The organism is Paenibacillus sp. Soil787 (assembly GCF_001429545.1).
Taxonomy (GTDB): domain Bacteria; phylum Bacillota; class Bacilli; order Paenibacillales; family NBRC-103111; genus Paenibacillus_E.
Genome location: NZ_LMSP01000012.1, coordinates 182,071 through 208,922, shown reverse-complemented (window position 1 = coordinate 208,922; position 26,852 = coordinate 182,071). Strand labels below are relative to the sequence as shown.

18 protein-coding genes are annotated in these 26,852 nt (G+C 46.0%); 17 read left to right on the top strand and 1 reads right to left on the bottom strand.

The window, feature by feature from the left end; genetic code table 11:
* The first annotated feature begins 23 nt into the window (after positions 1-23).
* The 9 genes from ASG93_RS13460 to ASG93_RS13420 all read left to right on the top strand — a co-directional run bounded on the left by ASG93_RS13460 (position 24) and on the right by ASG93_RS13420 (position 11,017).
* Complete coding sequence (locus tag ASG93_RS13460; protein WP_082614896.1) at positions 24-1,787, top strand: ABC transporter ATP-binding protein; 1,764 nt, start codon at positions 24-26, stop codon at positions 1,785-1,787.
* Positions 1,784-3,619, top strand: coding sequence for an ABC transporter ATP-binding protein (locus ASG93_RS13455; protein ID WP_056832696.1), 1,836 nt, complete (start codon positions 1,784-1,786; stop codon positions 3,617-3,619). The genes ASG93_RS13460 and ASG93_RS13455 overlap by 4 nt, the downstream gene beginning before the upstream one ends.
* Before the next feature lie 425 nt (positions 3,620-4,044).
* Complete coding sequence (locus tag ASG93_RS13450) at positions 4,045-4,287, top strand: hypothetical protein (protein WP_056832695.1); 243 nt, start codon at positions 4,045-4,047, stop codon at positions 4,285-4,287.
* A gap of 782 nt (positions 4,288-5,069) precedes the next feature.
* Positions 5,070-5,741, top strand: coding sequence for a ribose-5-phosphate isomerase RpiA (rpiA, locus tag ASG93_RS13445; RefSeq protein WP_056833463.1), 672 nt, complete (start codon positions 5,070-5,072; stop codon positions 5,739-5,741).
* 462 nt (positions 5,742-6,203) lie between these two features.
* Positions 6,204-6,731 carry a DinB family protein gene (locus ASG93_RS13440; protein WP_056833461.1) on the top strand — a complete coding sequence of 176 codons (528 nt, stop codon included), beginning with the start codon at positions 6,204-6,206 and terminating at the stop codon, positions 6,729-6,731.
* 33 nt (positions 6,732-6,764) lie between these two features.
* Complete coding sequence (locus ASG93_RS13435; RefSeq protein ID WP_056832693.1) at positions 6,765-7,199, top strand: SRPBCC domain-containing protein; 435 nt, start codon at positions 6,765-6,767, stop codon at positions 7,197-7,199.
* Positions 7,196-7,993, top strand: a complete 798-nt coding sequence (locus ASG93_RS13430) for a lipid II flippase Amj family protein (RefSeq protein WP_056832691.1) — start codon at positions 7,196-7,198, stop codon at positions 7,991-7,993. The genes ASG93_RS13435 and ASG93_RS13430 overlap by 4 nt, the downstream gene beginning before the upstream one ends.
* Before the next feature lie 83 nt (positions 7,994-8,076).
* Complete coding sequence (locus ASG93_RS13425) at positions 8,077-8,955, top strand: radical SAM/SPASM domain-containing protein (RefSeq protein ID WP_056832689.1); 879 nt, start codon at positions 8,077-8,079, stop codon at positions 8,953-8,955.
* Positions 8,956-9,070: 115 nt separating this feature from the next.
* Positions 9,071-11,017, top strand: a complete 1,947-nt coding sequence (locus tag ASG93_RS13420) for an ATP-dependent DNA helicase (protein WP_056832687.1) — start codon at positions 9,071-9,073, stop codon at positions 11,015-11,017.
* 19 nt (positions 11,018-11,036) lie between these two features.
* Here ASG93_RS13420 and ASG93_RS13415 read toward each other — a convergent pair whose 3' ends face one another.
* A complete protein-coding gene (locus ASG93_RS13415) occupies positions 11,037-12,833 on the bottom strand; it encodes an ABC transporter substrate-binding protein (RefSeq protein WP_056832685.1) in 1,797 nt (598 codons plus the stop codon).
* Between the two features lie 143 nt (positions 12,834-12,976).
* Between ASG93_RS13415 and ASG93_RS13410 the strand changes: the two genes are divergently transcribed.
* The 8 genes from ASG93_RS13410 to icmF all read left to right on the top strand — a co-directional run bounded on the left by ASG93_RS13410 (position 12,977) and on the right by icmF (position 26,850).
* A complete protein-coding gene (locus ASG93_RS13410) occupies positions 12,977-14,479 on the top strand; it encodes a DUF4153 domain-containing protein (RefSeq protein ID WP_056832683.1) in 1,503 nt (500 codons plus the stop codon).
* A gap of 1,440 nt (positions 14,480-15,919) precedes the next feature.
* Positions 15,920-17,323: an MFS transporter gene (locus tag ASG93_RS13405; RefSeq protein WP_056832681.1), complete on the top strand. Its 1,404-nt coding sequence runs from the start codon at positions 15,920-15,922 to the stop codon at positions 17,321-17,323.
* Positions 17,324-17,606: 283 nt separating this feature from the next.
* On the top strand, positions 17,607-18,749 hold the full coding sequence (locus ASG93_RS13400; protein WP_056832680.1) for an acyl-CoA dehydrogenase: 1,143 nt from the start codon (positions 17,607-17,609) through the stop codon (positions 18,747-18,749).
* Between the two features lie 37 nt (positions 18,750-18,786).
* Positions 18,787-19,911 (top strand): citrate synthase, encoded by a 1,125-nt coding sequence (gene mmgD / locus ASG93_RS13395; protein ID WP_056832677.1) that lies wholly within the window; start codon positions 18,787-18,789, stop codon positions 19,909-19,911.
* A 23-nt stretch (positions 19,912-19,934) separates the two neighbouring features.
* Positions 19,935-21,383: a bifunctional 2-methylcitrate dehydratase/aconitate hydratase gene (locus ASG93_RS13390; protein ID WP_235550844.1), complete on the top strand. Its 1,449-nt coding sequence runs from the start codon at positions 19,935-19,937 to the stop codon at positions 21,381-21,383.
* Between the two features lie 39 nt (positions 21,384-21,422).
* Positions 21,423-22,331 (top strand): methylisocitrate lyase, encoded by a 909-nt coding sequence (gene prpB, locus ASG93_RS13385; RefSeq protein ID WP_056832676.1) that lies wholly within the window; start codon positions 21,423-21,425, stop codon positions 22,329-22,331.
* Positions 22,332-22,417: 86 nt separating this feature from the next.
* A complete protein-coding gene (locus tag ASG93_RS13380) occupies positions 22,418-23,560 on the top strand; it encodes an acyl-CoA dehydrogenase (RefSeq protein ID WP_056833457.1) in 1,143 nt (380 codons plus the stop codon).
* Positions 23,561-23,586: 26 nt separating this feature from the next.
* Complete coding sequence (gene icmF, locus ASG93_RS13375) at positions 23,587-26,850, top strand: fused isobutyryl-CoA mutase/GTPase IcmF (protein ID WP_056833456.1); 3,264 nt, start codon at positions 23,587-23,589, stop codon at positions 26,848-26,850.
* Positions 26,851-26,852: the final 2 nt, after the last annotated feature.

Sequence of the window (26,852 nt, the reverse complement as noted above, 5' to 3'; positions counted from 1 at the left end):
TATCAGCGGAGGGCGCTTCCTTTATGAAGCAAAAACAAAAAAAGCATAACACGATGGGGCAATATGCGGAGCTGCTTAGCCGATATTTGTTCCCCCAAAAGGGTACGCTCATTGTATTGACGATGCTCTTATTCGCATCTATTGGCCTTCAGCTTATTAACCCGCAAATTATTCGCTATTTCATCGATACTGCTCAAACGCAAGGGGCGATGCAGCCACTGATTACAGCCGCGATTATGTTTATTGGCTTTGCGCTTGTTCAGCAGCTGGTCTCGGTCATTGCAACTTATTTTAGTGAAAATGTAGGGTGGAAAACAACGAATAAGCTGAGAGTCGATCTGGCTGCTCATTGCTTATCACTGGATATGTCTTTTCATAAATCACATACATCAGGCTCGCTCATCGAACGTGTAGATGGGGATGTGAATGCACTAGCCAATTTCTTCTCGAGCATGATCATTCATTTACTGGGTAATCTGCTCTTAATGGCTGGCATCATTATTTTGTTGCTTCGCGAAAATTGGTTGATTGGTGCGGGGATGGCCTTTTTCGTCGTTTTTGCGGTCTTTATGATTCAGTGGATTCGTAAATTTGCTGTTCCAGTTTGGGCGGGATGGCGGCAGGCTAACGCGGAGTTTTATGGTTTTATTGGTGAGCATTTGGAAGGAACAGAAGATATTCGTGCCAATGGTGCTGTTGGGTTCGTTATGAATCGCTTCTATACCATGCTTAGAAAAATGCTGCCGCTTCGGGTCAAAGCCTTTCTCGGTTTCTGTGCGATGTGGAACATGTCTATCTTCGTCTTTGCGCTTGGGAATGCCATGGCATTTGGTATTAGTGCTTATTTGTGGCACACCCAACATATCTCTCTAGGCACTGTATATCTGATTTTCTTTTATACAGAATTACTAGCTAAACCGATTGAAAAGATTCGCACGCAAATGGAAGATTTGCAAAAGGCAGATGCAAGTATCTCACGTATTCGCGAGCTGTTCGCTATCCAGTCTGAGATTAAGGATGGGACGGGGGCTCCGTTATCGGAAGGACCTCTTAGTGTTGAATTCCGCGATGTCACGTTTAGTTATGATGGGGATCAGCCTACGATTGAGAAGCTAAATCTGACGCTGAAACCAGGAGAAGTCCTAGGACTCCTTGGCCGCACGGGGAGCGGAAAGTCAACGATGGCAAGATTGCTGCTTCGCTTTTACGATCCTCAAAGTGGAAGTATTGCACTTGGTGGTACCGATATCAGAAGCTGTAAGTTAGTTGATTTACGCAAACGTGTAGCGCTTGTAACGCAAAATATTGAAATTATGCAAGGGACCATTCGAGATAACCTAACCTTCTATGATGATTCGATCACGGACGAACAAATTATTGAAGTACTCAAGGAACTTGGACTCGGTGCGTGGTATGAAGCCATGCCGGAAGGACTCCATACAGGTTTAGCCTCCGGTGGAGGAAGCCTGTCTGCAGGAGAAGCGCAGCTGCTAGCCTTCGCACGGGTTTTCTTAACGAACCCGGGACTTGTTATCATGGACGAAGCTTCTTCCAGACTAGACCCGCTGACAGAGCAGCGTATGGAAAAAGCAGTTTCTAAGCTGTTGACACAGCGATCCTGTATCATGATTGCGCATCGTCTAACAACCGTTCAACGAGCGGATCATATTCTTATTCTGGATAATGGGCGCGTATTGGAATCGGGTAAAAGAGAGCATCTCGCCGCAGATCCGAATTCTCGTTTCAGCCAATTACTGGCCACAGGCTTAGAGGAGGTATTGGCATGAATACGTATCAATATTTGTGGGGGCTTATCATGTACCGGCCGATACGGTATCTGGTTAACGCCATTGCTTGGACGGTTATTTATTTGGCGCCGATTGCGCCTGGACTTATAACGAAAGAGTTTTTCGATTCTCTGACAGGTACGTCAGCGTTGGGTTACGGTGTTTGGGGATTAATCGCATTGTTGATGGCTGCTGCTTTAGGGCGAATCATGCTGATTGTAATTGGTTTTATTACGGATGTTAATTTTCGGTTTCGCATGGGGATGCTGCTTAGACGCAATCTGCTTGAGCACGTATTAAAGCAGCCGGGGGCACAGGCTATTCCCGTTTCTCCGGGGGAAGCGATCAGTCATTTCCGGGATGATGTCGATCAATCGGAAGAGGCAGCAAGCTGGTCGGTCGATGTTTTTGGGATGACTTGTTTTGCCCTCGTGTCAGGCTATATCCTGATTCGGATTGATGCTCAAATGACACTTCTAGTGTTTATGCCGATCGTTCTCGTCATAACGGCCGCGCAGTTGGCAACAGTTCGCTTGCAGAAATATCGCGCAGCTAGTCGAGAAGCGACGTCCAAGGTGACGGGTGAGATTAGCGAAATGTTCGGCAATGTGCAGGCGATTCAAGTCGCAGGTGCGGAAAAAAGAGTGATCGCTCGGTTCAGCAGCTTCGGTGACAATCGTAGGAAAGCGATGCTGAAGGATCGGCTCATGGGTGAACTGTTGGATTCGGTGTTTTCTAACTCGGTTAATTTGGGAACTGGACTTATCTTATTGCTGGCTGGAACGAAAATGAGAGCTGGGACGTTTACCGTTGGAGATTTCGCTTTATTCGTGTACTATTTAACTTTTGTTACGCAGTTTATTACGAATGTGGGAAAATTTATTACGTATTTTAAACAGATGAGCGTGTCTCTGGAGCGATTGACGTTTCTTTTGCAGGGGGCATCGGCTAAGGTTCTTACGATGGTTAATTCACTCCATTTGAAGGTGGAGAGTAAAGTGGCGGAGGCTTCTGTGACCGCTATCCCTTTGGCTCAGGAAAAGAGAGGGAATGAGAGTCTGGGTGCGGATGGATTTGAGCATGAGGGAGTGAGTGGAAACCCACTGCAGCGGCTTGATGTGATTGGACTGAGCTACGCTTATTCGGATACAGGCAGAGGGATCTCGGACATTCACTTCAGCTTGAAAAGAGGATCGTTCACCGTGATTACGGGAACGATCGGTTCGGGTAAGACCACGCTTGTTCGCTCGCTCCTTGGGCTGCTGCCCAAGGGAGAGGGAACGATTGCGTGGAATGGTGTGCCCGTTGAAGATCCGGGCACATTCTTTACACCGCCGAGGAGCGCTTATACCGCGCAGGTGCCGCGGCTATACAGCGATACGCTGCGCAACAATATTTTGCTTGGGCAAGCGGAGCAAGACGATAGCTTGCAGCTTGCCTTGCACGCGGCGGTGATGGAGTTCGACGTCACGCAGCTGCCTGGCGGGCTGGACACCGTCATCGGCCCGCGTGGGGTGAAGCTCTCCGGCGGGCAAGCGCAGCGGACGGCTGCAGCGCGCATGCTCGTGCGCGACGCCGAGCTGTACGTCTTCGACGACCTGTCGAGCGCGCTCGACGTCGAGACGGAACAGAAGCTATGGGAGCGGATGTTCGAGCGTCGAAGCGACGCGACTTGTCTGGTCGTATCCCACCGCAAAACGGCGCTCACGCGGGCGGACCACATCATTGTGATGAAGGAAGGCCGCATTGAGGCAGAAGGAAACACGGAGGAACTGCTGCGGCAGAGCGCGACGTTCCGGGAACTGTGGTATGGCGATGAGCGGCATACCTAATGAATAAGCTGAGAAGCCTGAACGATCGGGCTTCTTTTTTATGTGCGCCTCAAAGTCGCACAATTTACCCTTTAAAGTGCCGTAGCCGAAGAAGAGGTCCTACCTCCGAAAGGAGAAGGATTGGCAGGGTGTCTCTCGTGAGGGGGAATCCGAAGGGCCTGCAGGCAAAGTCTAGCCCGGAATGCGGTGAACCAGAGTTGGCGGAGATGTTGGATGACCCGCCGTAAAAACGGGGGAATTTATGCCAATGAGCATATCTTGCAGGAAAGCACGAAGGGATAAGACTTGTAAGACTCATCTACGTGATTAGGGTCAGGATGGAGATGGAACAGAATGTGCAGATAACTGAGAGAAGTCCCGTAGTTTCCTTGGCGCAAACGCGTGTGAGGTAGGCGAGGTATAACCGAAGGGGAAAATCCAAATCGATGAGCTGCAAGATGGCGGATCGTTCCGTAGTAGTGAATAAGTCTGAGCCGATGAAAGCTGGTAACAGTCTGGAGGATAAAACTTGGATGAGTATCCGCGAGAGAAAAAAAACTACGACTGATTCAATCAACATACAGCTGTTAAGGAATGAAATGGGTGCGAAATCAACTTCAGAATCATCTTTCCGGCTTAAGGACTGGAGCGACGTTAATCCCCGAAAAAGAGTGAATTTGAAAATCTAATGGACTCGACAGCCCTTAATCTACTTCAAATTATGAAAATAAGATAGATTGAAACCGAATAACGGCGCTGAAGTCCGTAAGNTGAATTTGAAAATCTAATGGACTCGACAGCCCTTAATCTACTTCAAATTATGAAAATAAGATAGATTGAAACCGAATAACGGCGCTGAAGTCCGTAAGCTCGGAATCATCGCTCCAAATAGGCAGTTAACGGCATCCAGGTCCGTTAAACGTCTATTTCCGTTAATTGGTCCGTCGTAGAAAAAAACTCAGTCCGATTACCCGCTTCCACTCCAAAAGAGGGAAGACATAGACGGAGATAGAGACAGAGACAAAGACAGAGACAGAGACAGAGACAGAGACAGAGACGGAGACAGAGACAGAGACGGAGACATAGACAAAGGGAAAGTGCTTCGTCAAAGACTGTGAGCTCTAGTGAGTGGAGATCGTAAGCGCCTTTAACGAAAGTGGTCAGTGTCAAGGGGGCATCCCCCACCGATGGCGAAAGAACGTAAAAGGACAATAAAGTAAATAAATCTCTCTTTTTAGCTTAAGTCTTAATTCTCTTAAACATATTTTTTACCTCTCCCAATATTCAAAACAGTTACTCTAGCTAATCACGCTTCACTGCCCGGCCCTCGGTTAATGACGCATCGTCAGTATAATACTTTATTTTCATCGAACAATATGATCTCCTTTTCTAATTGACAAAGTTTGTAATTAAGATATGATGAGGGCAAAATAAATTATAAAAAAAGTACATTCAGGGAGTGAAAATAATGATAAACCCCAAACAAGTAGCAGCTGAGAAAGCTGTTGAATTTATTGAAGATGGCATGGTAGTTGGATTAGGTACTGGATCAACGGCCTATTGGGCAATCCATAAAATTGCTCAAAGAATACAAGAAGGACTTCGTATCCGGGCAGTAGCGAGTTCTAGAGACTCGGAAGAGTTGGCCAATAAATTAGGAATTCCAATGGTACCTTTTTCTGAAATAGATATCATTGATTTAACAATTGATGGTGCTGATGAGGTGGATACTTATTTAAACTTAATTAAGGGAGGAGGCGGCGCATTAGTCAGAGAGAAGATACTAGCAATCAATAGTAAGAAATTTTTCGTAATTGTAGATGAGTCAAAACGAGTAGAACATTTAGGCCAGTTTCCATTACCTGTCGAAATCGTCCCCTTTGCTGCGAATTTAACAATAAATAAATTAAAGGAACTAGGGTGTAACACTAGGATTCGGATGAGTAACGATAAGGAGTATATTACGGATAATGGCAACATAATCGTAGATTGTAATTTTGAAAAAATAGTAGAGCCAATAGAGCTAAATAAACAAATCAACTTGATTCCAGGTGTTGTTGATAATGGCCTATTCGCTCGCATGGTAAGTACATTAATCATTGGTTATAACGATGGAAAAGTAATGGTTATTGACCAACCATGAGGGAGGCATGAAATCACACAACATGCATTTTGTGCATCAAAATTACGCGTTGAACACCCTTTGGAGAGGATTACCTGCGAAAAATGCAGCTAAATTCGCCAGAAAAGGCTCAAACGATACATTTCGGGTAAATTTGATGTAGGAAATGCAGGTAATTTATGAGAAAAGAGTCGCTGAAGTGAAATTAACTGCATGTTTTACAGCAGCAAATATTGTTCGAATGCTTTAACAGGGTAGGCTGCTGGGAAGTGGGAAGTGGGAAGTGGGAAGTGGGAAGTGGGAAGTGGGAAGTGGAAGTGGGAAGTGAGAACTGGAATCTGGACTTGGAACTTGGCACTTAGAGCGCTAGAAGAAATATTCGCTGGGAAGTTTGGTAGAGGCTTTATGCGTGAAGAAGGAAAAATATACCAAAATAACGAATCTAATATAATTCTAACGATTAAACAAGGAGTGAATGTACATATGCACGATACACCCAATCTTCTCTTAATCACAGAAATACCAGGGTACGCGCCACAAATTAGCAGGCTGATGTCCATGATGAATTACGCCAGATTTACAACGCTGAGAAGTGTGGAAGGACTCACAACCGAGCAATTAGACTACACAATTGACGCGACAAGTAACTCGATCGGCTCTTTGTTGCTGCACTTCGCAGCTGTCGAGGTTGCTTATCAACTGGAGACTTTCGAGCACCGTCACTTGAACGAGGAGGAAATGAAAATCTGGGGAGCAGCCCTCGAGCTTGGCGATCAAGGAAGAGCCGAAATTAAGGGAAATAACCTGGACTATTACCTTAACATCATGAGCGAGGTTCGCAGTAAAACGTATGAGGTTTTCAAGAGGAAGACTGATGATTGGTTATATGAGGAATACCCATTCTGGCAGAACCAGCCAGCCAACCATTATTTCATGTGGTACCACGTGTTTGAAGATGAGATTAATCATCGGGGACAGATTCGTTGGATGAGAAAACGACTTCCGGTATAAAAGAAATTCTATCCCGATAGGAGGCAAGAAGAGATGAATACCAACAAACCAGTTGGTCTGACCGCTTCAGTTGGCTTTCAAATTGGTGTTAGACGTACACTTCCCTTTTTCCGAGAGGAAGCTTGGGAGTTGCTGACTTCAATACAAGGGCGAAGGCTTTGGTTAGGTGATTTGGCGACAGCCCAGATCGTGAAGGGTCACAAATTCGTGACACAAGAAGGAACGACGGGGGAATTTCGCGTGGTGAAGCCGCTGGAGCAGCTTCGATTGACTTGGCAGCCTGCGGGATTTCCGAATGCGTCAACACTACAAATTCGACTGCTGCCTGCCGCTAGTCCAGGGAAAACGACGATCAGCTTTCATCATGAGAAACTGAACAGCGCGGAGCAAAGAGAAGAGATGAAAGTACATTGGGAAGAGGTTATCAGCGGATTACTAGCCCTCTCTGAGGATAAGTTCATACGATGACGAACACGCTCATTCTGGCCTTCATTCTGACGATGATAATCCATACAGCAGAAACATTGTCATATTCGATTCGGTACGCTGGTGTGCAAGTGAACAAGCTGGCTGTGGCACTTTCTTTAGTCGGCATTGTCGTCCTTGTATCGCGCACAGCGAATTTAATTCAGGCGCCAATGACTGCGCATTTCGTTGATTATGCGAAGATCGAACCGACCTTTGATCTGGAACGCTACTTCCGAATTAGTTTATTCGCCTCGTCGATTGGAACATTGATTGCGATTGCTTTATTCCCGTCTTTTATCAATCTGAGCGTTCGAGTTATTTCCCGGTTGGAAATCGCCGGATCGATTCCGAAACTCATAACGAGTGTAACGGTGTCACAATTGAAGAACACGAAAAAATATTTGAAGAAGCCAAACGTCAAGCTGCTGAGCCAATTTCGTTATTTGGGGATTCCAAAACGATTCCTATTGATTAATATTTTGGTGACAGCTTTCTATTCGGTTGGTGTGCTTTCTTCCTTATATGCCGCGCATTTGTTGCCTGAATTTGCAACAACAGCATCGCAAGCCTCCGGACTTATTAACGGTATTGCTACTATTTTGCTTACCATATTCATAGATCCGCAATTAGGTCTTATTACGGACAAAGCATTGCATGACGATTCACAACGTAGACAGCTAGGCAAAATCTATGCACTGCTCATGACATCCAGGTTTCTGGGAACATTGCTAGCGCAAGTTTTTCTTATTCCATCTGCTCATTTTATTGGATGGATGGTCAAATGGTTTTTCTAATTGCTCGATTTCCTTTCCTTCATAGTGCTTGCTTGGTATAATAACAACTATCATAGGAGCGCAGCTAGAAACGGAGCCATAGAATGAAGAAGTTCAAGAAATTTTATATCGAAATTACAAGTGTTTGTAACTTGGCCTGTACCTTCTGTCCACAGACGAAGCGTCAAGCTAATTTTATTAAAATCGATACCTTTACCCATATATTAGATCAAATTAAGCCTCACACGGATCACATTTATTTGCATGTCAAAGGGGAACCTTTGCTGCACCCGAAGATTGACGAACTGCTGGATTTGAGCCATGAGAAAGGCTTCAAGGTCAATATCACAACCAACGGCACGCTGATTAACAAAAATAGACACAAGCTTCTGGATAAACCGGCGCTGCGGCAAATGAATTTCTCCTTGCACAGCTTTGATGGCCACGAAGGATCTGAGGATAAAGAAGGATATGTGACGAGTATCCTGCGATTTGCTAAGGAAATCGTTGCCAAGTCCAATGTGATTATCTCATTCCGTTTATGGAATCTGGATACGGACAATCAGACGAATCAAGAACGGCAGCGAAACCGTGAAGTGCTGGAATTGCTCGAAAAAGAGTTCGAACTTGATTACAAAATAGATGAGAAATTCGTTCGCGGTACTGGTGTTAAGCTGGCAGATCGCGTCTATCTGAATCAGGATCATGAGTTCCAATGGCCGGATTTGAAGGCGGAAGAAATTGAAGGGCCGGGCTTCTGTCACGCACTGCGAAATCAAGCAGGCATTCTTGTCGATGGCACTGTGATTCCTTGCTGTCTGGATGGGGAAGGGGTCATTAATCTGGGCAATATCAACCAAACTCCTTTCTCCGAAATCGTAGAAGGTGAGCGGGCGAACCGATTGTTCGAGGGCTTTTCCAGACGTGAAGTTGTCGAGGAATTATGCCGAAAGTGCGGATATCGTGAACGTTTTAGCATGTAGAATAGATAGAGCTCATTCTAGCAGCGTGTGCGCTGGGGAATGGGCTTTTGCTTTTAAACAGCATTCGTGGGATAATACAAGTTTGATTCGATTCTATTCGTTGGGGGCACATTACGTGGGACGTTATCCATTTGCATATGATCACGCACAGCCATTCATGCAGCAGGTTTCTGACTGGATTGCGGATATCTTTTATGAAGTTTTGCCTGAAGCGGGCTTTGAGGTGCGTGACGAACAGATTTACATGGCGTTCCAATTAGAACGTGCTTTTGCTGAGAAATCGACCATTTTCGCGGAAGCAGGAGTGGGTACGGGGAAAACGCTAGTCTATTTATTGTATGCGATATGTTACTCGCGTTTCATGAAGAAACCGGCTATCATCGCTTGTGCGGATGAATCTTTGATAGAACAATTGGTCAAGCCCGGTGGGGATATTGATAAAATATCGCGTCATTTGGATCTCGTTATTGATGCGCGTCTTGCCAAATCGCCTGACCAATACGTATGTCTCGTTAAACTTGATGAGGCGCGATTCGGACATGAGGATATTGGCTTATATCGAGAGCTGTATGAAGGTCTTCCTGACTTCGTGCACACACGTGAAGCGCTGCAAACATTTCATGCATATGGGGACCGTAAAAACTACCCGCATCTGAATGATGAACAGTGGCACAAGGTGAGTTGGGATGCGTATCAGGATTGTTTCGTCTGTGATAAGCGTCATCGCTGCGGTCAAACGTTATCTCGTGAAGCATACCGACGTTCGGCGGATCTGATTATCTGCTCGCATGATTTCTACATGGAACATGTGTGGACGTACGACGGAAGAAAGCGTGAAGGCCAGCTTCCTTTGCTGCCGGATCATTGTACGGTTGTTTTCGATGAAGGACATCTGATGGAATCGGCGGCTCAGAAAGCACTAACGTACAAGCTGAAGCATATGGTGTTCGAGGAATTAGTGATCCGTTTGTTAAAAGGGGAAGTACGCGAGACGTTAGCCGTCTGTATTGATCAGGCTATTGAGCAAAGCGAGCTCATGTTCGAAGTGCTTGAAAGCTGCTGTCTACCGATTGTTGGATCGGATCGTAAGCAGATTGTTATCAACGACCGACTGCTGCGTGAGATTCATCGGCTAAGTGATATTTTATCGGAGATCGAAGAGGAGCTTGTCTTTGAAGGTGAAATGTTCACATTAAATGACTACCAGCTTAAGATCGTGGAAGAACATTTGGAAATGATGCAGAAAGCGCTGGCATTGTTCCGCAACGATCAAACCTTCATTTGTTGGGCGACTGAAAGCATTACGGGTCTTAGCCTGGTGATTATGCCGAGAACTGTGAAAGAAGTGCTGAAAGAGCATGTGTTTTCGTCCAAAATGCCAATCGTTTTCTCATCGGCTACACTATCCGTTGAGGGTTCATTCGATTATGTGGCTAACAGTTTGGGCCTTGACCAGTATCTATCATTTTCTGTAAATTCTCCTTTTGATTATGCAGAGCGGATGGAAGTGATCGCACCCAAGTGGACGTCTGGCGGAACGTTTCAAGAAAAGATGGAAACCGCGGTTCAGTTGTTAAAAAGAACAGAAGGAAGAGCGCTAATTCTGTTCCCAACCCACGAAGAGCTGCAGCGGTTTAAGCGGGAAATCAAAGGTCGCTCGGATTGTTCGGAATTGACGTTCTTGTTTGAAGGGGATCAAGAAATCAGCCATTTGATTGCCTCTTTCCAAGGGGATGAACACAGCGTATTGTCGGCAGTCACCCTATGGGAAGGACTTGATATACCGGGTCCTTCGTTGTCCAATGTCATTGTCTGGTCACTGCCGTTTCCTCCACAAGATCCCGTATTCAATGCTAAGAGACAAGCATCAACCTCACCGTATGAAGAGGTGGATATTCCTTATATGCTTTTAAGGCTTAGACAGGGAATAGGGCGCTTAATTAGAACCCGTGAAGACAGTGGAATTATTGCTATCTTCAATGATGAGCTGCACGATAACGTGGTGCTTCGCGATCACATTGTTCGTATATTACCCGCTGGTGTAACACTGAAGAGCGAATAGTTTACTTCGATGTTTGGTTCTATGTGAACCAAATGTCGCGGAATCGTACCCAACCTAGCGAGTCAAGGGAGATGCCGCGAATCGATGGATGATAAGCGGTTTTAAGATGCTTTCGATATAGAAATAGCAGGCTGTGGCGCTGCTTGAGCTGGGATTCCAACTGCTCGAGCAGCGCCATTCTGCGTTTCGGATCGGACTCGGAACGCAGCAGTCGCAAGCTGTCATCGAGCATGGTCTGCACATCAGGCGCAGCATGCTGCCGCATGCTCTTGTACATATCGTAGAGCCGCAGCTCGCTATGTTCGTCTAGCATGATGGCAAACAGCAGCAGATCCGCTCTCATGCGCTGCTCGCCCTTGAATTCTTCTGCGGGAATGAGCAGGATTTCCAGTTTGATTCCGGACATGGCGTACATTTTCTGCAGGAGTAGCGCATCCTGCTCATACTGAGGGATGGTCGCCAGCTTCAGGACGTCACCTTGGTAGCCGGAAGCTGCTAGCAGCTGTTCGACTTTTGTCTGTCCCGCCTTGCTAATTGCAGGATTGGAACGCTCCGTATCTTCTAGTGGCTTCAAGAAGAAGCTGCTTGCCGCTTCAATCACATCGCCCGAGAGTTGTTCCAGCAAATAGGGTCGGTCCAATGCTAAGTTAAGTGCCTCGCGAATTACGGGATTCTTTAATGGTCCGTCTTTCAATTCATTTACGGTCATGAATTTCGTCGTCATGCCAGATTGCCGTACTTGCTGCCAACGCTGCGCTTCCATGTCTGAAATTCGCACATTGTGCATGACTTGGAAGGGCTGACTTTGAGCTGATAATTCCTTCTGTTCATTCTCCGGCAATGTCCACACTTCGACCCGATCCAAGAACCCGCGTCCTTGAAAATAGGCTGGGAAAGCTTCCAAGATCCAAATCCCTTGTTCGTGTCCAGTTAATCGGAAAGGTCCTGTGCCAATGGGAGACTTATCCATCCGTCCTCCGGCTGCTTCACACACATCTGCTGGGACGATAGAAGCGCGATTGGTAGTTAAAAATCCGAGAAATAATTCATTTCGTTCAGACAGTTGAATGCAAACTGTTGTTTCATCTGGGGTTGTAATGTCGATGATGCTCGCATAAGCCCAGCTATAGAGACCGCGCGGCGCTAAGCGCCTAAGTCGTTCGAGTGAATATTTCACATCGCTTGCCAGCATCTCGTGGCCATGATGAAACTGCACGCCTTTGCGGAGATAAAAGGTCCATAAGGTGCGCGAAGCATCTACATCCCACGCATGAGCAAGATGCGGTAGGATCTGATCTCCTTTGGCATCCATGCGAACGAGTCCATCGAAGATCTGATTCACCAAATGGGATTCCCCGGCATAATGAATGGCTGCAGGGTCTAAGGCGTGAATCGTTTGAGGGAGTGGGAAGCGCAAAATATCCGTTCGCCGCTGACCTTGCACTTCAGAGCGAAAGCCGAATTGCCCTGACAGCCAAACTTGGAATTGTTCCCGTAAGGAAGAGGCATGCTCGGCTGCTTGCAGCAGTTCAAGTGCAGAATGCAAGTCCTGTTTCGCGACCAATTCCTTTGCTTCCTCCATAAGCGTTTCTTCTTTACTCGCATGGAAAATAAGGGTCGAGCGGTTACCGCGGCCTTTCTTGGGCAGCCAAGTGAGCCACTCTTCCTGCTGCATTCTCTTGAGAAGCAGCACCATATTACGGTGCGTACAGTCCAAATGTAACGCTAGCTCTTCCAGCGTTATCTCAAGTGGATGCTCTTCATGGACATGGGGAAATGAGCGTCGAAGTGTCAAATAATGCTTGCGTATTTTCACTCTTAAGCCTCCGTATTAAAATATGAAATTATGAAATTTAAACTTACACTTTTTGTTCTTGTTTTACAGGTTACAATAAAAAGCAGGTAATAACAAGCGCTTAGGCTGCCTTATCATTTGTAAAACAAAGGGGAATAAGTCCAATGAGAGATCCTGCTCCATGGCAAAGAAAATACGGTTTAATGCTTGTGTACGCATGTTTATTTGGTTTCATGGTTCAATACCTGCTTTTTGACCATGCACCCGGCATCTCTGTTCTGATTAGTGTGGTGGGCTTTTACAGCCTGTACTTTTACGCCATAAAAGGAAGATTAGGCGGCTTTGAGCCATGGGAAGGACAAAATAAAGCCGGTTGGTTCCTTCTAGCTCCAGTCGTACTAATTGCTTTGACGTATACATTGTTTGCTAACCATCTGTTTCATACGCTTAATTTGCTTGCCTTACCCATATGTATAGCGATGCAGACGATTGTCTTATCACGCAATAGTAAGCATGCATGGTATCATGCAACATTCGTGCAGGATCTGCTGAGACATTGTTTTGGCAGGCCGATCACTTACTTGTCTGTACCTTTTGGGATGATCAAAGCATGGCTGCCGAGTAGAAGGACCGAAAAGGAGTCTGCCTGGGGAAAGATGGGGAAAGCTGGTGCAGGCCTTTTGTTAGCAGCCCCTATTTTGTTCATCGTAGTTGCGTTGCTAGCTTCTGCTGATCGTGTTTTTCAATCATGGGTGGAAGGAATCCCGCATTGGTTCAATGGTATCTCAATTGCTGAGGGGATTGTACGTACTGGTTTTGGGATTGCAATAACTCTATACACGTTCTGCTATTTATGGGGAATTCTTTTTCCAAAAGTCATCGAAGTCAACCAAACGCCTCAAGAGTTTAGCGAGGAATCTGCTGCTGTAAGCAAAAAGATTCTCATTGATCCAATAACTGCCGATACTTTGCTCGTGTGTGTCAATGTCGTTTATGTACTGTTCGCTATCATTCAGTTCTCTTATTTATTCGGAGCAGCGAATGGGTTTTTGCCAGATGGTGTGCTCTATGCGGAGTACGCGAGAAGAGGGTTTGCTGAGCTTGTTGCGGTCGCAATCATCAATATGTCGCTGCTGTTTCCAGGCCTTCATTGGATTCGCCGCAGCGGTCACATGGGTGAAACTATTCGAAAAGGGCTGCTGACGATGCTCGTCGGATGCACGATCGTGATGCTCATTTCCGCTTACGGAAGGCTTTCGCTGTATGAAGAGGCTTATGGCTTCACGCAAACGAGATTACTCGTTCATGGTTTCATGATTTTCTTGAGTGTTCTGTTTATCATTGCTCTTTTCCGAATCTGGATAGAACGGATGTCCTTGTCAAAAGCGGTTATCACAACTTCAATCCTGGCCTATCTCGTGATGAATTATATGAATATTGAACAACGAATCGTCATCAACAACATGGAACGGTACGAAAGAACGAAAATCATCGATCTTGCGTATTTGGGGAGTCTCTCAACTGACGTGATCCCGCCTCTTAAGGAACTGAAAGTCAAACATCCTGAGTTGTCGATACAAGCAACCATAGATCGCATTAAAGCAGACACTGGAGATTATTCATGGCCTTCCTGGAATCTATCGAAGTATCAAGCGAGGAAATTTTAAAAAAGTTATACGATTGAGTTTTGATTTCAAACAATTGGTGCTTTTGAAGGTCATATGTCTGTACCCGCGAACTCTTGGTTAATGGCGCTTATGAAACAAAGCAACAATACATACCAGGTGAATTTTAGTTAGCGCTCAGGTTATTGGAGTAAGTAATGAAAGTTTGGTTTACTTATACGTTAGATAGTGGATGAGGTAGATGAACAAGTAATATCTTACAAAAAGAAAAGGACTATCAGTTGAAAAGTCGATTTCCGGCCTCTCCGACACTGTCGACGAGTTTCGGCTCGCAAAGCTCCTGCTGTAAGCGCGTTTTTCGCGCTTATTTGTTCGAGGCAGCACGATTAAGCGCGTTTTCTGCGATTAAACAGTACGGACGCTCGGCTGAGAGGTCGATTTCCGACCTCTCCGACACTGTCGAAGAGTTTCGTCTCGCAAAGCTCCTGCTGTAAGCGCGTTTTTCGCGCTTATTTGTTCGAGATAGTACGATTAAACGCGTTTTCTGCGCTTAAACAGTACGGATGGTCGGCTGAGAAGTCGATTTCCGGCCTCTCCGACACTGTCGACGAGCTTCGGCTCGCAAAGCTCCTGCTGTAAGCGCGTTTTCCGCGCTTATTTGTTCGAGGCAGTACGATTAAGCGCGTTTTTCGCGCTTAATTAGTACGGACGGTCGGCTGAGATCACAATTTTCGACCTCTCCGACACTGTCGACGAGCTTCGGCTCGATGAGCTCCCGCTGTAAGCGCTTTTTCGCGCTTATTTGTTCGAGGCAGCACGATTAAGCGCGTTTTTTTCTGCGCTTATTTGTTCTTAGGCGAAGCTTATAGCCTATATTGCATTGTTGGCTGCGATATTTGCTGAGTAAAGTGAGATTGTGGAGCATACATGCATAAATATTAGATTCGTTTAGTATTCTCTTGGTGTTTTTGTTTTTCGGTGTTTAATTACTCGTGTTTTTGTTTTCTGGTTTTTGGGAACATTGGGAATTAGAAAGGCGAGTTGTACATCGTACAACAATTTCCTTGATTTCTTCTCGGGCGAGCTATAGTTGTTGTATGCTGTACAACAATTTAACCTTCTTTTATGCTTTTGAGTTACTTTTGGCTGGAATTATTGTATTTTTTACAACATTCGAGTGGAAAACGTGGATTTGATTGCATATTGTTGTACAGCGTACAACAATTCCCGGATAAGTGAGTAAATTTTTTATCAAATACGTGTTGAGTAACTTCCTTTGCATTAACCGGTACAAAAGCTCTCACCAAAGGACGGTCTAAGCCATTTATTTTTGTTATGTTAACTACTATACATGAGAACGTGCGTTTGGTATACTAACGATAAAGCTAAGTTGGTAAAAAATGGGGTGAATCGAGGAGTAAATGAATAGTAAGATCGAAGTAATGAATTTGAAATCGTAAAAGAGGAAGGAAGTCTGTCAAAATGAATATCGTAGAGAGTCAAAACCATGCTGTAGCGGACAACTCAGAAATAAAAAAGAGTGTCCTTTGGATTTATTATGTTATCTTTTTTGCCGTTTTGAATGAATCAGTATTCAATGTATCCACCCCAAGTATCGCTGAGCAGTTCGGGCTGGATGCTTCCGGTGTAAGCTGGGTAGTTACGATCTTTTTTATCGTCTTCGGTATGGGCATGGTTATATTCGGAAAGCTTTCCGATATTTACAGCATCAAAAAATTGATTACAATCGGAATCTCTTTATACGCTATTGGATCAATACTTGGCTTTGTATGCCAATCGTGGTACCCAGCCGTTATCTTCTCTCGGGCCATTCAGGGTGCTGGAGGATCAGCGATCCCAGCTTTGATATTCGTCATGGTAGCCCGATTCTTCACAGTACAAGAACGGGGGAAAATGTTTGGTATCATCACATCGACTGTTTCCTTCGCGATTGGGATCGGTCCTGTACTAGGCGGCTACATAGCTGGATCGTTCCACTGGGCGTTTTTGTTTCTTGTTTCGGTGCCGGTAGTTATCGCTATTCCTTTTTTTCAAAAGTTTCTGCCCGTTGAACCACGCAAAAACGGTAAACTTGATGTTATAGGGGCGGTACTGCTAGGGATTGTTATATCGATGCTAATCTTATTCACGACAAATGGAAATTGGATATACTTGGGAATCGTGCTGATCGCTTTTGTCCTATTTATCGTACAAATTCGTAGAGCTAAGGAACCGTTTGTCGAGCCTGCACTTTTCAAAAATTCTCTTTACAGAAATGGTCTTATCATCGGCTTTCTCATTTTCGGCACCGTGATGTCGGTCATGTTCGTTATTCCGCTGATGCTAAGAAAGATGTACGGCCTGGATACGGAACATATTGGGCTCATTATGTTTCCAGGAGCTATAAGCGCAGTTGTCTTCGGAAAAATTGCCGGAAATATGACGGTTAAGCGAGGAAGCCATTATGTCGTATATCTAGGATTGATTTTAATCGCGGCAAGTCTTCTTCTGCAATCTTCAGCGATCGGACTTTGGGTATGGTACATTGGAGCAGCACTCATTCTGATGTACATCGGATTTTCTTTCATGCAGACGGCACTAACGGAGAGTATTACGCAAATCTTGCCGGTTCATCAAATTGGCGTCGGGATGGGCTTTTTCAATATGACATCAACGATTTCCGGAGCGGTTGTGACGGCACTCGTTGCCAAAGTGATGGAGAAAGAGCTGCTTGCTTTCCCGCTTCATCCTCTAATTTCAGACTCACACGCCTACTTGTACGGCAATCTCATTCTGATCTTGTGCTTAGTTGTTATAGCCAGCACATTGCTTTATTTCGCATCTTTTGGAAAGACCAATCAACAGCTAGTCAATGATCCGGTATAAAGTACAATGAACATGGAAGAGCCAAACCCGTACAAAGGTCTGGCTCTTTCCTTTTTTTAGCCGGAGGAGTGGAAAGCTATTAGTTTGGTATGCTTTTAATATGATCATGCAGAAGCGTCGATTAAAATCATGCAGCCCCGAAGGTATAAGCATTTGTAAAAGGGTGTATATATAAAACATAAATATGAAAGCGATTACAGCATGTCCCATTCTTAATCCATCGAGCAAAAATAACCTCGGCAGCACATGAAGGGATGTCCATCATGTCGAAGGAGGCAGACGAATGCATGTGTCATACACAGATGAACAGAACATGATTCGTTCCATGGTGCGTGAGTTTGCGATTAACGATGTAGAGCCTACGGCTGCTGAGCGGGATGAAGAAGAGAGATTTGATCGAGTTTTGTTCGATAAAATGGGGAAGCTTGGTTTGACGGGCATTCCGTGGCCGAAAGCATACGGTGGGCTCCAGTCTAATTTTCTAACGTATGCCATGGTTATTGAAGAGCTTTCTAGGGTATGCGGCTCCACTGGAGTTATGCTTTCTGTTCATACCTCTCTAGTCAGTTGGGCGATTTACAAGTATGGCACGGAAGAACAGAAACAAAAGTTTTTACTGCCTTTAGCAGAAGGCAAGAAGTTAGGAGCCTATAGCTTGACGGAAAGCGGTTCCGGCTCTGATGCTGGGGCGATGAGGACAACAGCGACTAAGGATGGGGACAGCTATGTTCTCAACGGCTCCAAACTATTTGTTACAAACGGAGGGGAGGCGGAGGTTTACATTGTTTTTGCGATGACAGATGTGCAGCAAAGGCAAAAAGGGTGCAGCGCCTTTATTGTGGAAAAGGGAGCCTCTGGATTCATTTTTGGCAGTAAAGAAAAGAAACTAGGCATCCGATCATCGCCGACAATGGAACTGAGGTTTGAGAATTGCCGTGTTCCTGTGGAAAACTTACTAGGACCGGAGGGTGAAGGCTTCCGAATTGCGATGAAAAGTCTGGATGGCGGACGTATCGGCATTGCCGCTCAAGCACTTGGCATTGCGCAAGGTGCCCTAGATGCTTCGATCGCCTATGCAAAAGAACGAAGTCAATTAGGAATGCCGATCGGTGAACAGCAATCGATTGCTTTTAAAATCGCTGATATGGCAACGCATATTGAAGCAGCTAGACTGCTTACTTATCAGGCAGCTTGGCGGGAAAGCAAGGGGTTAGCCTATGGCAAACAAGCTGCAATTGCCAAGCTTTTCGCCAGTGATACCGCCGTAAAAGTGTGCATTGAGGCAGTGCAAATTTTTGGAGGCGACGGTTATACCAAAGATTTCCCGGTAGAGCGGTTTTTGCGCGATGCGAAGGTGACCCAAATATACGAAGGGACGAACGAGATTCAGCGTATTGTGATATCCCGAATGCTTCTTGCCGACTGACTGTACGAAGAACGAACGTAGAAGGGAGAGCGATGAGATGAGTGACGTCTATTTGCCTGGACTTGAAAATGTCATTGCTAGCGAGACGAACATCTCGTATCTGGATGTGGAGAAGGAGGAAATTGTGGTTCGCGGGTATGACCTTATTGAGCTTGCCCAAAATGTAACCTATCTGGACATTGTGGGTCTGCTTTTAGACGGAGCGCTGCCTAACCCAGATGAACGACATTCGATTGAAGATAAGTTGAGAGCGGAATATGGATTACCTTCAAATGTGAACGCGATTCTACAATTGCTCCCGGAGCAAGCCGACTTCATGGATGTTCTGCGAACAGGCATTTCAGCTATTGCAAGTTATGATGTTGATCTTGAGGATCGATCCAAAGAAGCCAATACACGCAAAGCCATTCGATTGCTCGCAAAAGTGCCAGAAATCGTTGCAAACGGGTATCGTGCACAAACAAAGCAACCATTCATAACCCAGCGCAAAGAGCTATCCTATACAGCTAATTTCTTATATATGATCACAGGACGCGTTCCAACCAAGATGGAAGAATCAATCTTCGATCAATCACTGATCGTCTATAGTGAGCATGAAATGCCAAATTCTACGTTTGCAGCGCGTGTAATTGCATCCACACAATCCGATCTATATGGTGCCTTAACTGGCGCGGTTGCTTCACTCAAAGGAACTCTGCACGGCGGCGCGAATGAAGCGGTCATGGCTATGCTTTTGGAAGCGGGATCGGAAGCAAATCTTGAAGCACTTATGTTAAATAAATTAGCAAAAAAAGAACGGATTATGGGATTTGGACATCGGGTTTATATGAAAAAAGCGGATCCCCGTGCACTGCTGATGAAAGACGCACTAGCGGAACTCGCAATAGACAAAGATCAACCAGAGCTCTACAACATGTGTGTCCTTGGGGAAGAAGTCATGAAGCGAGAAAAGAATTTGCATCCGAATTTGGATTATTACGCAGCTCCTGTTTACTATTTGCTTGGGATTCCCATTGATTTATTTACACCAGTATTTCTTGCCGCCCGTACGATCGGTATTAGCGCGCATGTGATCGAACAACATGATAATAATCGACTCTTTCGACCACGAGTTCATTACAAGGGACCTCGAGATTTACACCCTCCTCAGCAGCCGAATTAGTTAAGCAGAAAGGACGAATACGAATGAGTAGTTCTGGATATCCGGAAAACAAGGAGATGACCTTTGACCCATTAATCGAGGAAATTGCCGATTATACGTTAGCAAAAGAGATTGAAAGTGAGGAAGCGTATCACATCGCGCAGCATGTTTTATTGGATTCACTTGGCACCGGATTACTCGCCTTGCGATTCCCGGATTGTACGAAGCATTTGGGTCCGATTGTACCAGGTGCGAACTTACCAGGCGGAGCCCGCGTGCCGGGGACGAGATACGAGCTTGACCCTGTCCATGCGGCTTTTAATATCGGCTGTATGATTCGTTGGCTGGATTATAACGATACGTGGCTGGCTGCCGAATGGGGCCATCCTTCGGATAATCTAGGCAGTATACTCGCCGTCGCCGATTATCTTAGCCGTAACCGAATAGCCGAGGGGAAAAAGCCGCTTTATATGAAGGATGTCCTCACCATGACGATTAAAGCGCATGAGATTCAGGGAGTGCTTGCGCTTGAGAACAGCTTAAACCGTGTAGGGCTGGACCACGTTCATTTTGTGAAAATTTCCTCGACAGCCGTTGCAGCGGCAATGTTGGGGGCAAACAGAGAAGAGCTGTGCAGCGCGCTTTCCAACGCATGGATTGATGGGGCTAGCTTAAGAACGTATCGACACGCTCCGAATACAGGTTCCCGTAAATCATGGGCAGCCGGTGATGCGACAAGTCGCGCGGTACGGATAGCTTTGATGGCTGTAGGTGGCGAAATGGGATATTCGTCGGCACTTTCCGCGAAGAACTGGGGCTTCCAAGATGTTTTGTTTCAAGGAAAGGAACTCACGTTAGGTCGTTCACTAGGCTCTTATGTGATGGAAAATATTTTGTTTAAAATATCATATCCAGCTGAATTTCATGCTCAAACGGCCGTCGAATGCGCTTTGCAGCTGAACTCTAAGGTGCACAAGCGATTGGATGAGGTTGCTCACATCACATTGTCAACCCATCAATCTGCGATTCGGATTATCGATAAGAAGGGACCCTTATACAATCCTGCAGATCGGGATCATTGCCTGCAATACATGGTAGCGATCGGGCTGCTGTTTGGTACATTGACCGCTGAGCATTATGAAGAAATGGTCGCTAAGGATCCTAGGATTGATTCGCTTAGGGAGAAAATGGTCGTTGTCGAGAATGAGCAGTACAGCAAAGACTATCTAGATCCTGACAAGCGTTCGATCGCAAACGCGGTTCAAGTTCATTTCAATGACGGCACGAAAACGGAGAAAGTGGTTTGCGAGTATCCGATCGGGCATCGCAGACGGCGTGAGGAAGGTTTGCCGAAGGTGATTGAGAAATATGAAGCCAATTTATTAACTCGTTTTCCTCGTAAGAAGACGATAGAGATTTTGAAACTTTCCCTAGATTATGAGCGGTTGATTCAAACGCCCGTTCACGAGTTTATGGCGCTTTTTATTATATGACCATTGGTTAATAAAATCAGCGAAAGGCTGGAGGTCTTTATGTCATGGCTGATTGAAGAAGAACCGGATCAACAACGATTGGCCGCTGAATTTCGTCAGCTCGTCATTTCAGGTCCAATTGTCAAAATCCCAGGAACGCACGACGGAATGGCTGCGAGATTAGCTAAACAGGCTCATTTTAAAGCCATATATTTATCGGGAGCTGCTTATACAGCTAGCAGGGGACTGCCTGACTTAGGCCTCATTTACTCCAATGAGGTGGCGGAACGTGCCCGAGAGCTGGTTCGGGCATCCAATCTTCCTCTACTTGTCGATATAGATACCGGATTCGGCGGTATTTTAAACGTAGCACGAACAGCTAAGGAAATGGTGGAGGCGAAAGTCGCAGCCGTTCAAATAGAGGATCAGGAAATGCCGAAGAAATGCGGCCATTTGAATGGAAAGAAGCTCATTTCGGCTGAGGAAATGGTTCAAAAAATTCGAACGATCAAAGCAGTGAGTCCAACGTTATTTATCGTTGCGCGTACGGACGCCAAAAGCGTCGAGGGGATGGATGAAGCGGTTCATCGAGCAAAGCAATATCTCGCAGCCGGAGCGGATGCGATTTTTCCAGAAGCGTTGGAGAGTCAAGAGGACTTTCAACACTTCAGCCAAGAAGTGCAGTGTCCACTTCTAGCCAATATGACGGAATTTGGGCGAACTCCTTATTATACGGCGGAGCAATTTGAAAGCTGGGGATTTCAAATGGTCATTTACCCGGTAACTTCGCTTCGCGTAGCTGCCAAGGCCTATGAAAGAGTATTTGAGGAAATCAGTCAAACAGGAACTCAAAAGGGCTCTCTCAGCCGTATGCAAACTCGGAGTGAGTTGTATGATACGATTCGATATTACGATTATGAAGCATTAGATGGGAAAATTGCTAAAACGATTTTGAATGAAAATGAGTAGCGGCCTTTGAACCATCCTCACTGATCTGTTGTTGTCGGTGGGGTCTTTGCATACACATAAGTCATCAGGAGGAGGTCGTTATGGCTATGGACTTTGGCTTGTCGGAGGAACTGGAAATGGTTCGCAGTATGGTCCGTGATTTCGCCGAAAACGAGGTGGCACCAAGTGCTGCCCTTCGAGATGAGGAAGAACGATTCGATCGGACCTTATTTGACAAAATGGGAGAGCTTGGTCTGACAGGGATTCCTTGGGCTGAAGACTATGGAGGGCTTGGCTCCGATTATGTGACCTATTGTCTTGTTATCGAGGAACTGTCTCGTGTGTGCGCTTCTACAGGTATTACGCTGTCAGCACATATTTCGCTTGCGGGCTGGCCTATTGATACATTTGGGACGGAGGAGCAGAAAATAAGTTTCTTACGCCCGATGGCAGAAGGAAAGAAGCTTGGAGCATTTGGTCTGACAGAGATCGGATCAGGCTCCGATATAGGCTCCATGGGAACAACAGCCATACGAGATGGTGATCACTATGTATTAAATGGCTCCAATAAATTCATTACCAATGCAGGCGCTGCGGACATTTATATCGTGTTGGCTTTGACAGACTCCTCGCAAAAGCACAAAAGCTGCAGCGCGTTTTTAGTTGAGAAAGATACACCCGGATTTACGTTTGGCAAAAAGGAAAGAAAATTGGGCATTCGTTCATCACCGACGACGGAGATCCTCTTTGACAACTGCCGCATACCCATGAAAAACCAACTCGGAAATGAAGGAGAAGGGTTTGAGATCGCGATGCGCACGCTTGACGGAGCAAGAATTGGAATCGCGGCACAGGCCGTAGGGATTGCGCAAGGAGCGCTGGATGTTTCGTTGGCCTATGCCAAAGAACGCAAGCAGTTTGGTAAGCCGATTGCTCAGCAGCAGGCGATTGGCTTTAAACTTGCGAATATGGCAACCAAAATCGAAGCGGCAAGACTGCTGACGTATCAAGCCGCTTGGCGAGAAAGTCAGGGGTTATCGTACGGCAAGGAATCTGCTTATGCCAAGCTTTTTGCTGGGGACACGGCCATGGAGGTGACGGTAGAAGCTGTTCAAATCTTCGGTGGATATGGCTATACGAAAGCCTTTCCTGTTGAACGTTATATGCGCGATGCTAAGATCACGCAAATCTATGGAGGGACGAACGAAATTCAGCGAATGGTTATTTCTCGAAGCCTTCTGGCAGATTGAGGAAGGGAGGTGCAACCGTGTCAACTGTGGGTTCGGGAACCAACTATCGTACGAAGCATAAGGTGAGATTCGTAACGGCTTCGGCTTTATTTGACGGCCACGATGTGTCCATTACGATTATGCGGCGAATTCTTCAAGCCAGTGGAGCGGAGGTCATTCATCTAGGGCATAATCGATCCGTTAGGGATATTGTGCAAGCAGCTATTCAAGAGGACGTTCAGGGAATTGCCGTATCATCCTATCAAGGCGGGCACGTCGAGTACTTTACTTATATGATTGATTTATTACGTGAAAAAGGAGCACCCGAGATCAAGGTCTTCGGTGGCGGAGGGGGAGTAATCCTTCCTTCGGAAATCAAAATGCTGCATAACTACGGCGTTACTCGTCTATTTTCGCCTGATGATGGAAGAGAGCTTGGCTTGCAAGGGATGATTAACTTCATGATGAAGGAGTGTGATTTTAGTACGGCTTCTGGTTATGTTCAAGGTTACGAAGTAAGCGAGATAGGGCAATTCAAAGATCATAGGTCCATAGCCCGCTTCATAACCGCTGCCGAACTAGCTTGCGAAAGCAGGGAATCGAAATCGGAGATAGAGACATTAAGTAATCAGTCAAATGGGGCCGCATGTCCAGTTGTTGGCATCACAGGCACAGGCGGAGCGGGAAAAAGCTCCCTAACCGATGAAATTGTCCAGCGTTTCCTGCGCCAGTACCCGGATAAAACGATCGCTATCTTATCAGTCGATCCAACCAAGCAGCGAAGCGGCGGCGCTTTGCTCGGGGATCGCATACGCATGAATGCTGTCCACAACGATCGCGTGTATATGCGAAGTATGGCAACACGGGACTCGGGCAATGAGCTGTCCATTGCTATTGTTCCTGCCATTGCCGTCTTGAAGTCGGCCGGCTTTGATCTTGTTGTGGTGGAAACCAGCGGAATTGGTCAAGGTGATCATCAGATCACCGAAGTTGCCGATGTGTCGCTCTATGTGATGACAAGCGAATTCGGCGCGCCTTCGCAATTAGAGAAGATTGATATGCTTGATTACGCAGACCTAATCGCGATTAATAAATTCGACCGCAGAGGCTCTGCGGATGCGCTTCGAGATGTGAAGAAGCAAGTTCAGAGAAATCATGGTTTATTTGATTTAAATTTTGAAACCATGCCTGTCTATGGCACGATGGCTAGTCAATTTAATGATGCTGGCGTAGATACGTTATTCCATGCACTCGTCGATACCTTGAATCGAAAATGTGCTTTGCAGTGGCCTGTTCATGGATTTTCGACTGGTCATGTAGCTGCTAAGACCCATGTCATCATACCAGCTGACCGCACACGGTATTTAGGCGAAATCACGAATACAGTTCGGGCGTATCATGCCTACGCAGAAAGGGAAGCCGAGCTGGCCACTGCCTGCTACCGAATTGAAGGGGCGATAACAGCCCTACAACAGGAGCTTGAAGCAGGCGAAAGTATTTCTGTGCTGCAAACACTTAAGATGAATGTAGAGACGCGTATGCAAAAAGAGACTCGCCATCTACTGGCCCAGTGGCCGGAGCTGCAAAGAAAATATACTGGCAAAACATTCACTACCCGTGTACGGGATAAAGAATACGTAATAGAGCTGACAACGTCAAGCTTGTCGGGACTAGATATCCCTAAAGTTAGTTTGCCTAAATACCGCGATGCAGGAGATCTCATTCGCTGGATGTACCGTGAGAATGTTCCGGGGGAATTTCCCTTTACAGCAGGTGTTTTCCCTTTCAAACGAACAGCGGAGGACCCCAAACGCCAGTTTGCAGGCGAAGGGACGCCGGAACGCACGAATCTACGATTTCATTATTTGTCGCAGAACGATCAAGCCAAGCGTCTCAGCACAGCTTTCGACTCCGTCACTCTGTATGGAGAGGATCCTGATGAACGGCAGGACATTTACGGCAAGATCGGTGAAAGCGGGGTTAGCGTCTGTTCACTAGACGATATGAAAAAACTGTATGCCGGCTTCGACCTATGTGATCCTTTGACTTCGGTTTCGATGACGATCAACGGACCTGCACCGATACTTCTCGCGATGTACATGAACACAGCGATCGATTTCCAGATCGAACACTTCTCCCGGGAACAGGGTAGATTACCAAGCACTGCAGAGGCGAACCAGATCCGCAGTCAGACGCTGAAATCGGTGAGGGGGACGGTACAGGCTGATATTTTGAAGGAGGATCAGGGGCAGAATACGTGCATTTTTTCCACGGAGTTCGCACTGCGGATGATGGGTGATATTCAGCAATATTTTATCGATCATGAAGTCCGTAACTATTACTCGGTTTCTATTTCGGGCTATCATATTGCCGAGGCAGGGGCGAATCCGATCTCACAGCTCGCTTTTACACTAGCTAACGGATTTACCTATGTTGAGTATTATTTGGCTAGAGGCATGCCGATTGATGACTTTGCACCGAATCTGTCCTTCTTTTTCAGCAATGGACTTGATCCGGAATATACCGTGATTGGGCGGGTTGCCCGGCGAATATGGGCTACGGTGATGAAGAATAAGTACAATGCTAACGAACGCAGTCAAAAGCTGAAATATCATATCCAAACGTCAGGGCGATCTCTGCATGCGCAGGAAATTGATTTTAATGATATCCGAACCACGCTGCAAGCGCTGATGGCCCTTCTTGATAACTGTAACTCGCTTCATACGAATTCTTATGACGAGGCTATTACAACACCAACGGAGGAATCCGTACGTCGAGCGATGGCTATTCAATTAATCATTACAAAAGAGCTTGGTTTTGTTAAAAACGAAAACATGCTGCAGGGCTCATTTATCATCGAGGAATTGACCGATTTGGTTGAAGAGGCTGTGCTGCAGGAGTTAGAACGAATTAGCGAAAGAGGCGGCGTACTCGGAGCCATGGAGTCTCAGTATCAAAGAGGTAAAATCCAGAATGAATCGATGCTGTATGAAATGAAAAAACATCATGGCGAGCTGCCCATTATTGGCGTGAATACGTTCCTTCATCCCAATCCTTCCAAAGATGAGGACATGAATATCCCGCTAGCTCGGGCTACGACGAAAGAAAAAGAGCAGCAAATTACGAATCTCAGGGAGTTCCTTTCGAGGAACCAAGCAGAATCACCCACAGCTTTGGCAAAGCTGCAGCAAATTGCGCTGGAAGGTGGCAACATTTTCGCCGAATTGATGGAAACGGTTAAGGTAGCAAGCTTGGGGCAAATTACCCACGCGCTGTATCAGGTAGGCGGCCAATATCGCAGAAATATGTAGCA

Coding starts and splice junctions, on each gene's coding strand:
- ASG93_RS13460 (WP_082614896.1), top strand. CDS start 24: ATGAAGCAAAAACAAAAAAAGCATAACACGATGGGGCAATATGCGGAG.
- ASG93_RS13455 (WP_056832696.1), top strand. CDS start 1,784: ATGAATACGTATCAATATTTGTGGGGGCTTATCATGTACCGGCCGATA.
- ASG93_RS13450 (WP_056832695.1), top strand. CDS start 4,045: ATGAGCTGCAAGATGGCGGATCGTTCCGTAGTAGTGAATAAGTCTGAG.
- ASG93_RS13440 (WP_056833461.1), top strand. CDS start 6,204: ATGCACGATACACCCAATCTTCTCTTAATCACAGAAATACCAGGGTAC.
- ASG93_RS13435 (WP_056832693.1), top strand. CDS start 6,765: ATGAATACCAACAAACCAGTTGGTCTGACCGCTTCAGTTGGCTTTCAA.
- ASG93_RS13430 (WP_056832691.1), top strand. CDS start 7,196: ATGACGAACACGCTCATTCTGGCCTTCATTCTGACGATGATAATCCAT.
- ASG93_RS13425 (WP_056832689.1), top strand. CDS start 8,077: ATGAAGAAGTTCAAGAAATTTTATATCGAAATTACAAGTGTTTGTAAC.
- ASG93_RS13410 (WP_056832683.1), top strand. CDS start 12,977: ATGAGAGATCCTGCTCCATGGCAAAGAAAATACGGTTTAATGCTTGTG.
- ASG93_RS13405 (WP_056832681.1), top strand. CDS start 15,920: ATGAATATCGTAGAGAGTCAAAACCATGCTGTAGCGGACAACTCAGAA.
- ASG93_RS13400 (WP_056832680.1), top strand. CDS start 17,607: ATGCATGTGTCATACACAGATGAACAGAACATGATTCGTTCCATGGTG.
- mmgD (WP_056832677.1), top strand. CDS start 18,787: ATGAGTGACGTCTATTTGCCTGGACTTGAAAATGTCATTGCTAGCGAG.
- ASG93_RS13390 (WP_235550844.1), top strand. CDS start 19,935: ATGAGTAGTTCTGGATATCCGGAAAACAAGGAGATGACCTTTGACCCA.
- prpB (WP_056832676.1), top strand. CDS start 21,423: ATGTCATGGCTGATTGAAGAAGAACCGGATCAACAACGATTGGCCGCT.
- ASG93_RS13380 (WP_056833457.1), top strand. CDS start 22,418: ATGGACTTTGGCTTGTCGGAGGAACTGGAAATGGTTCGCAGTATGGTC.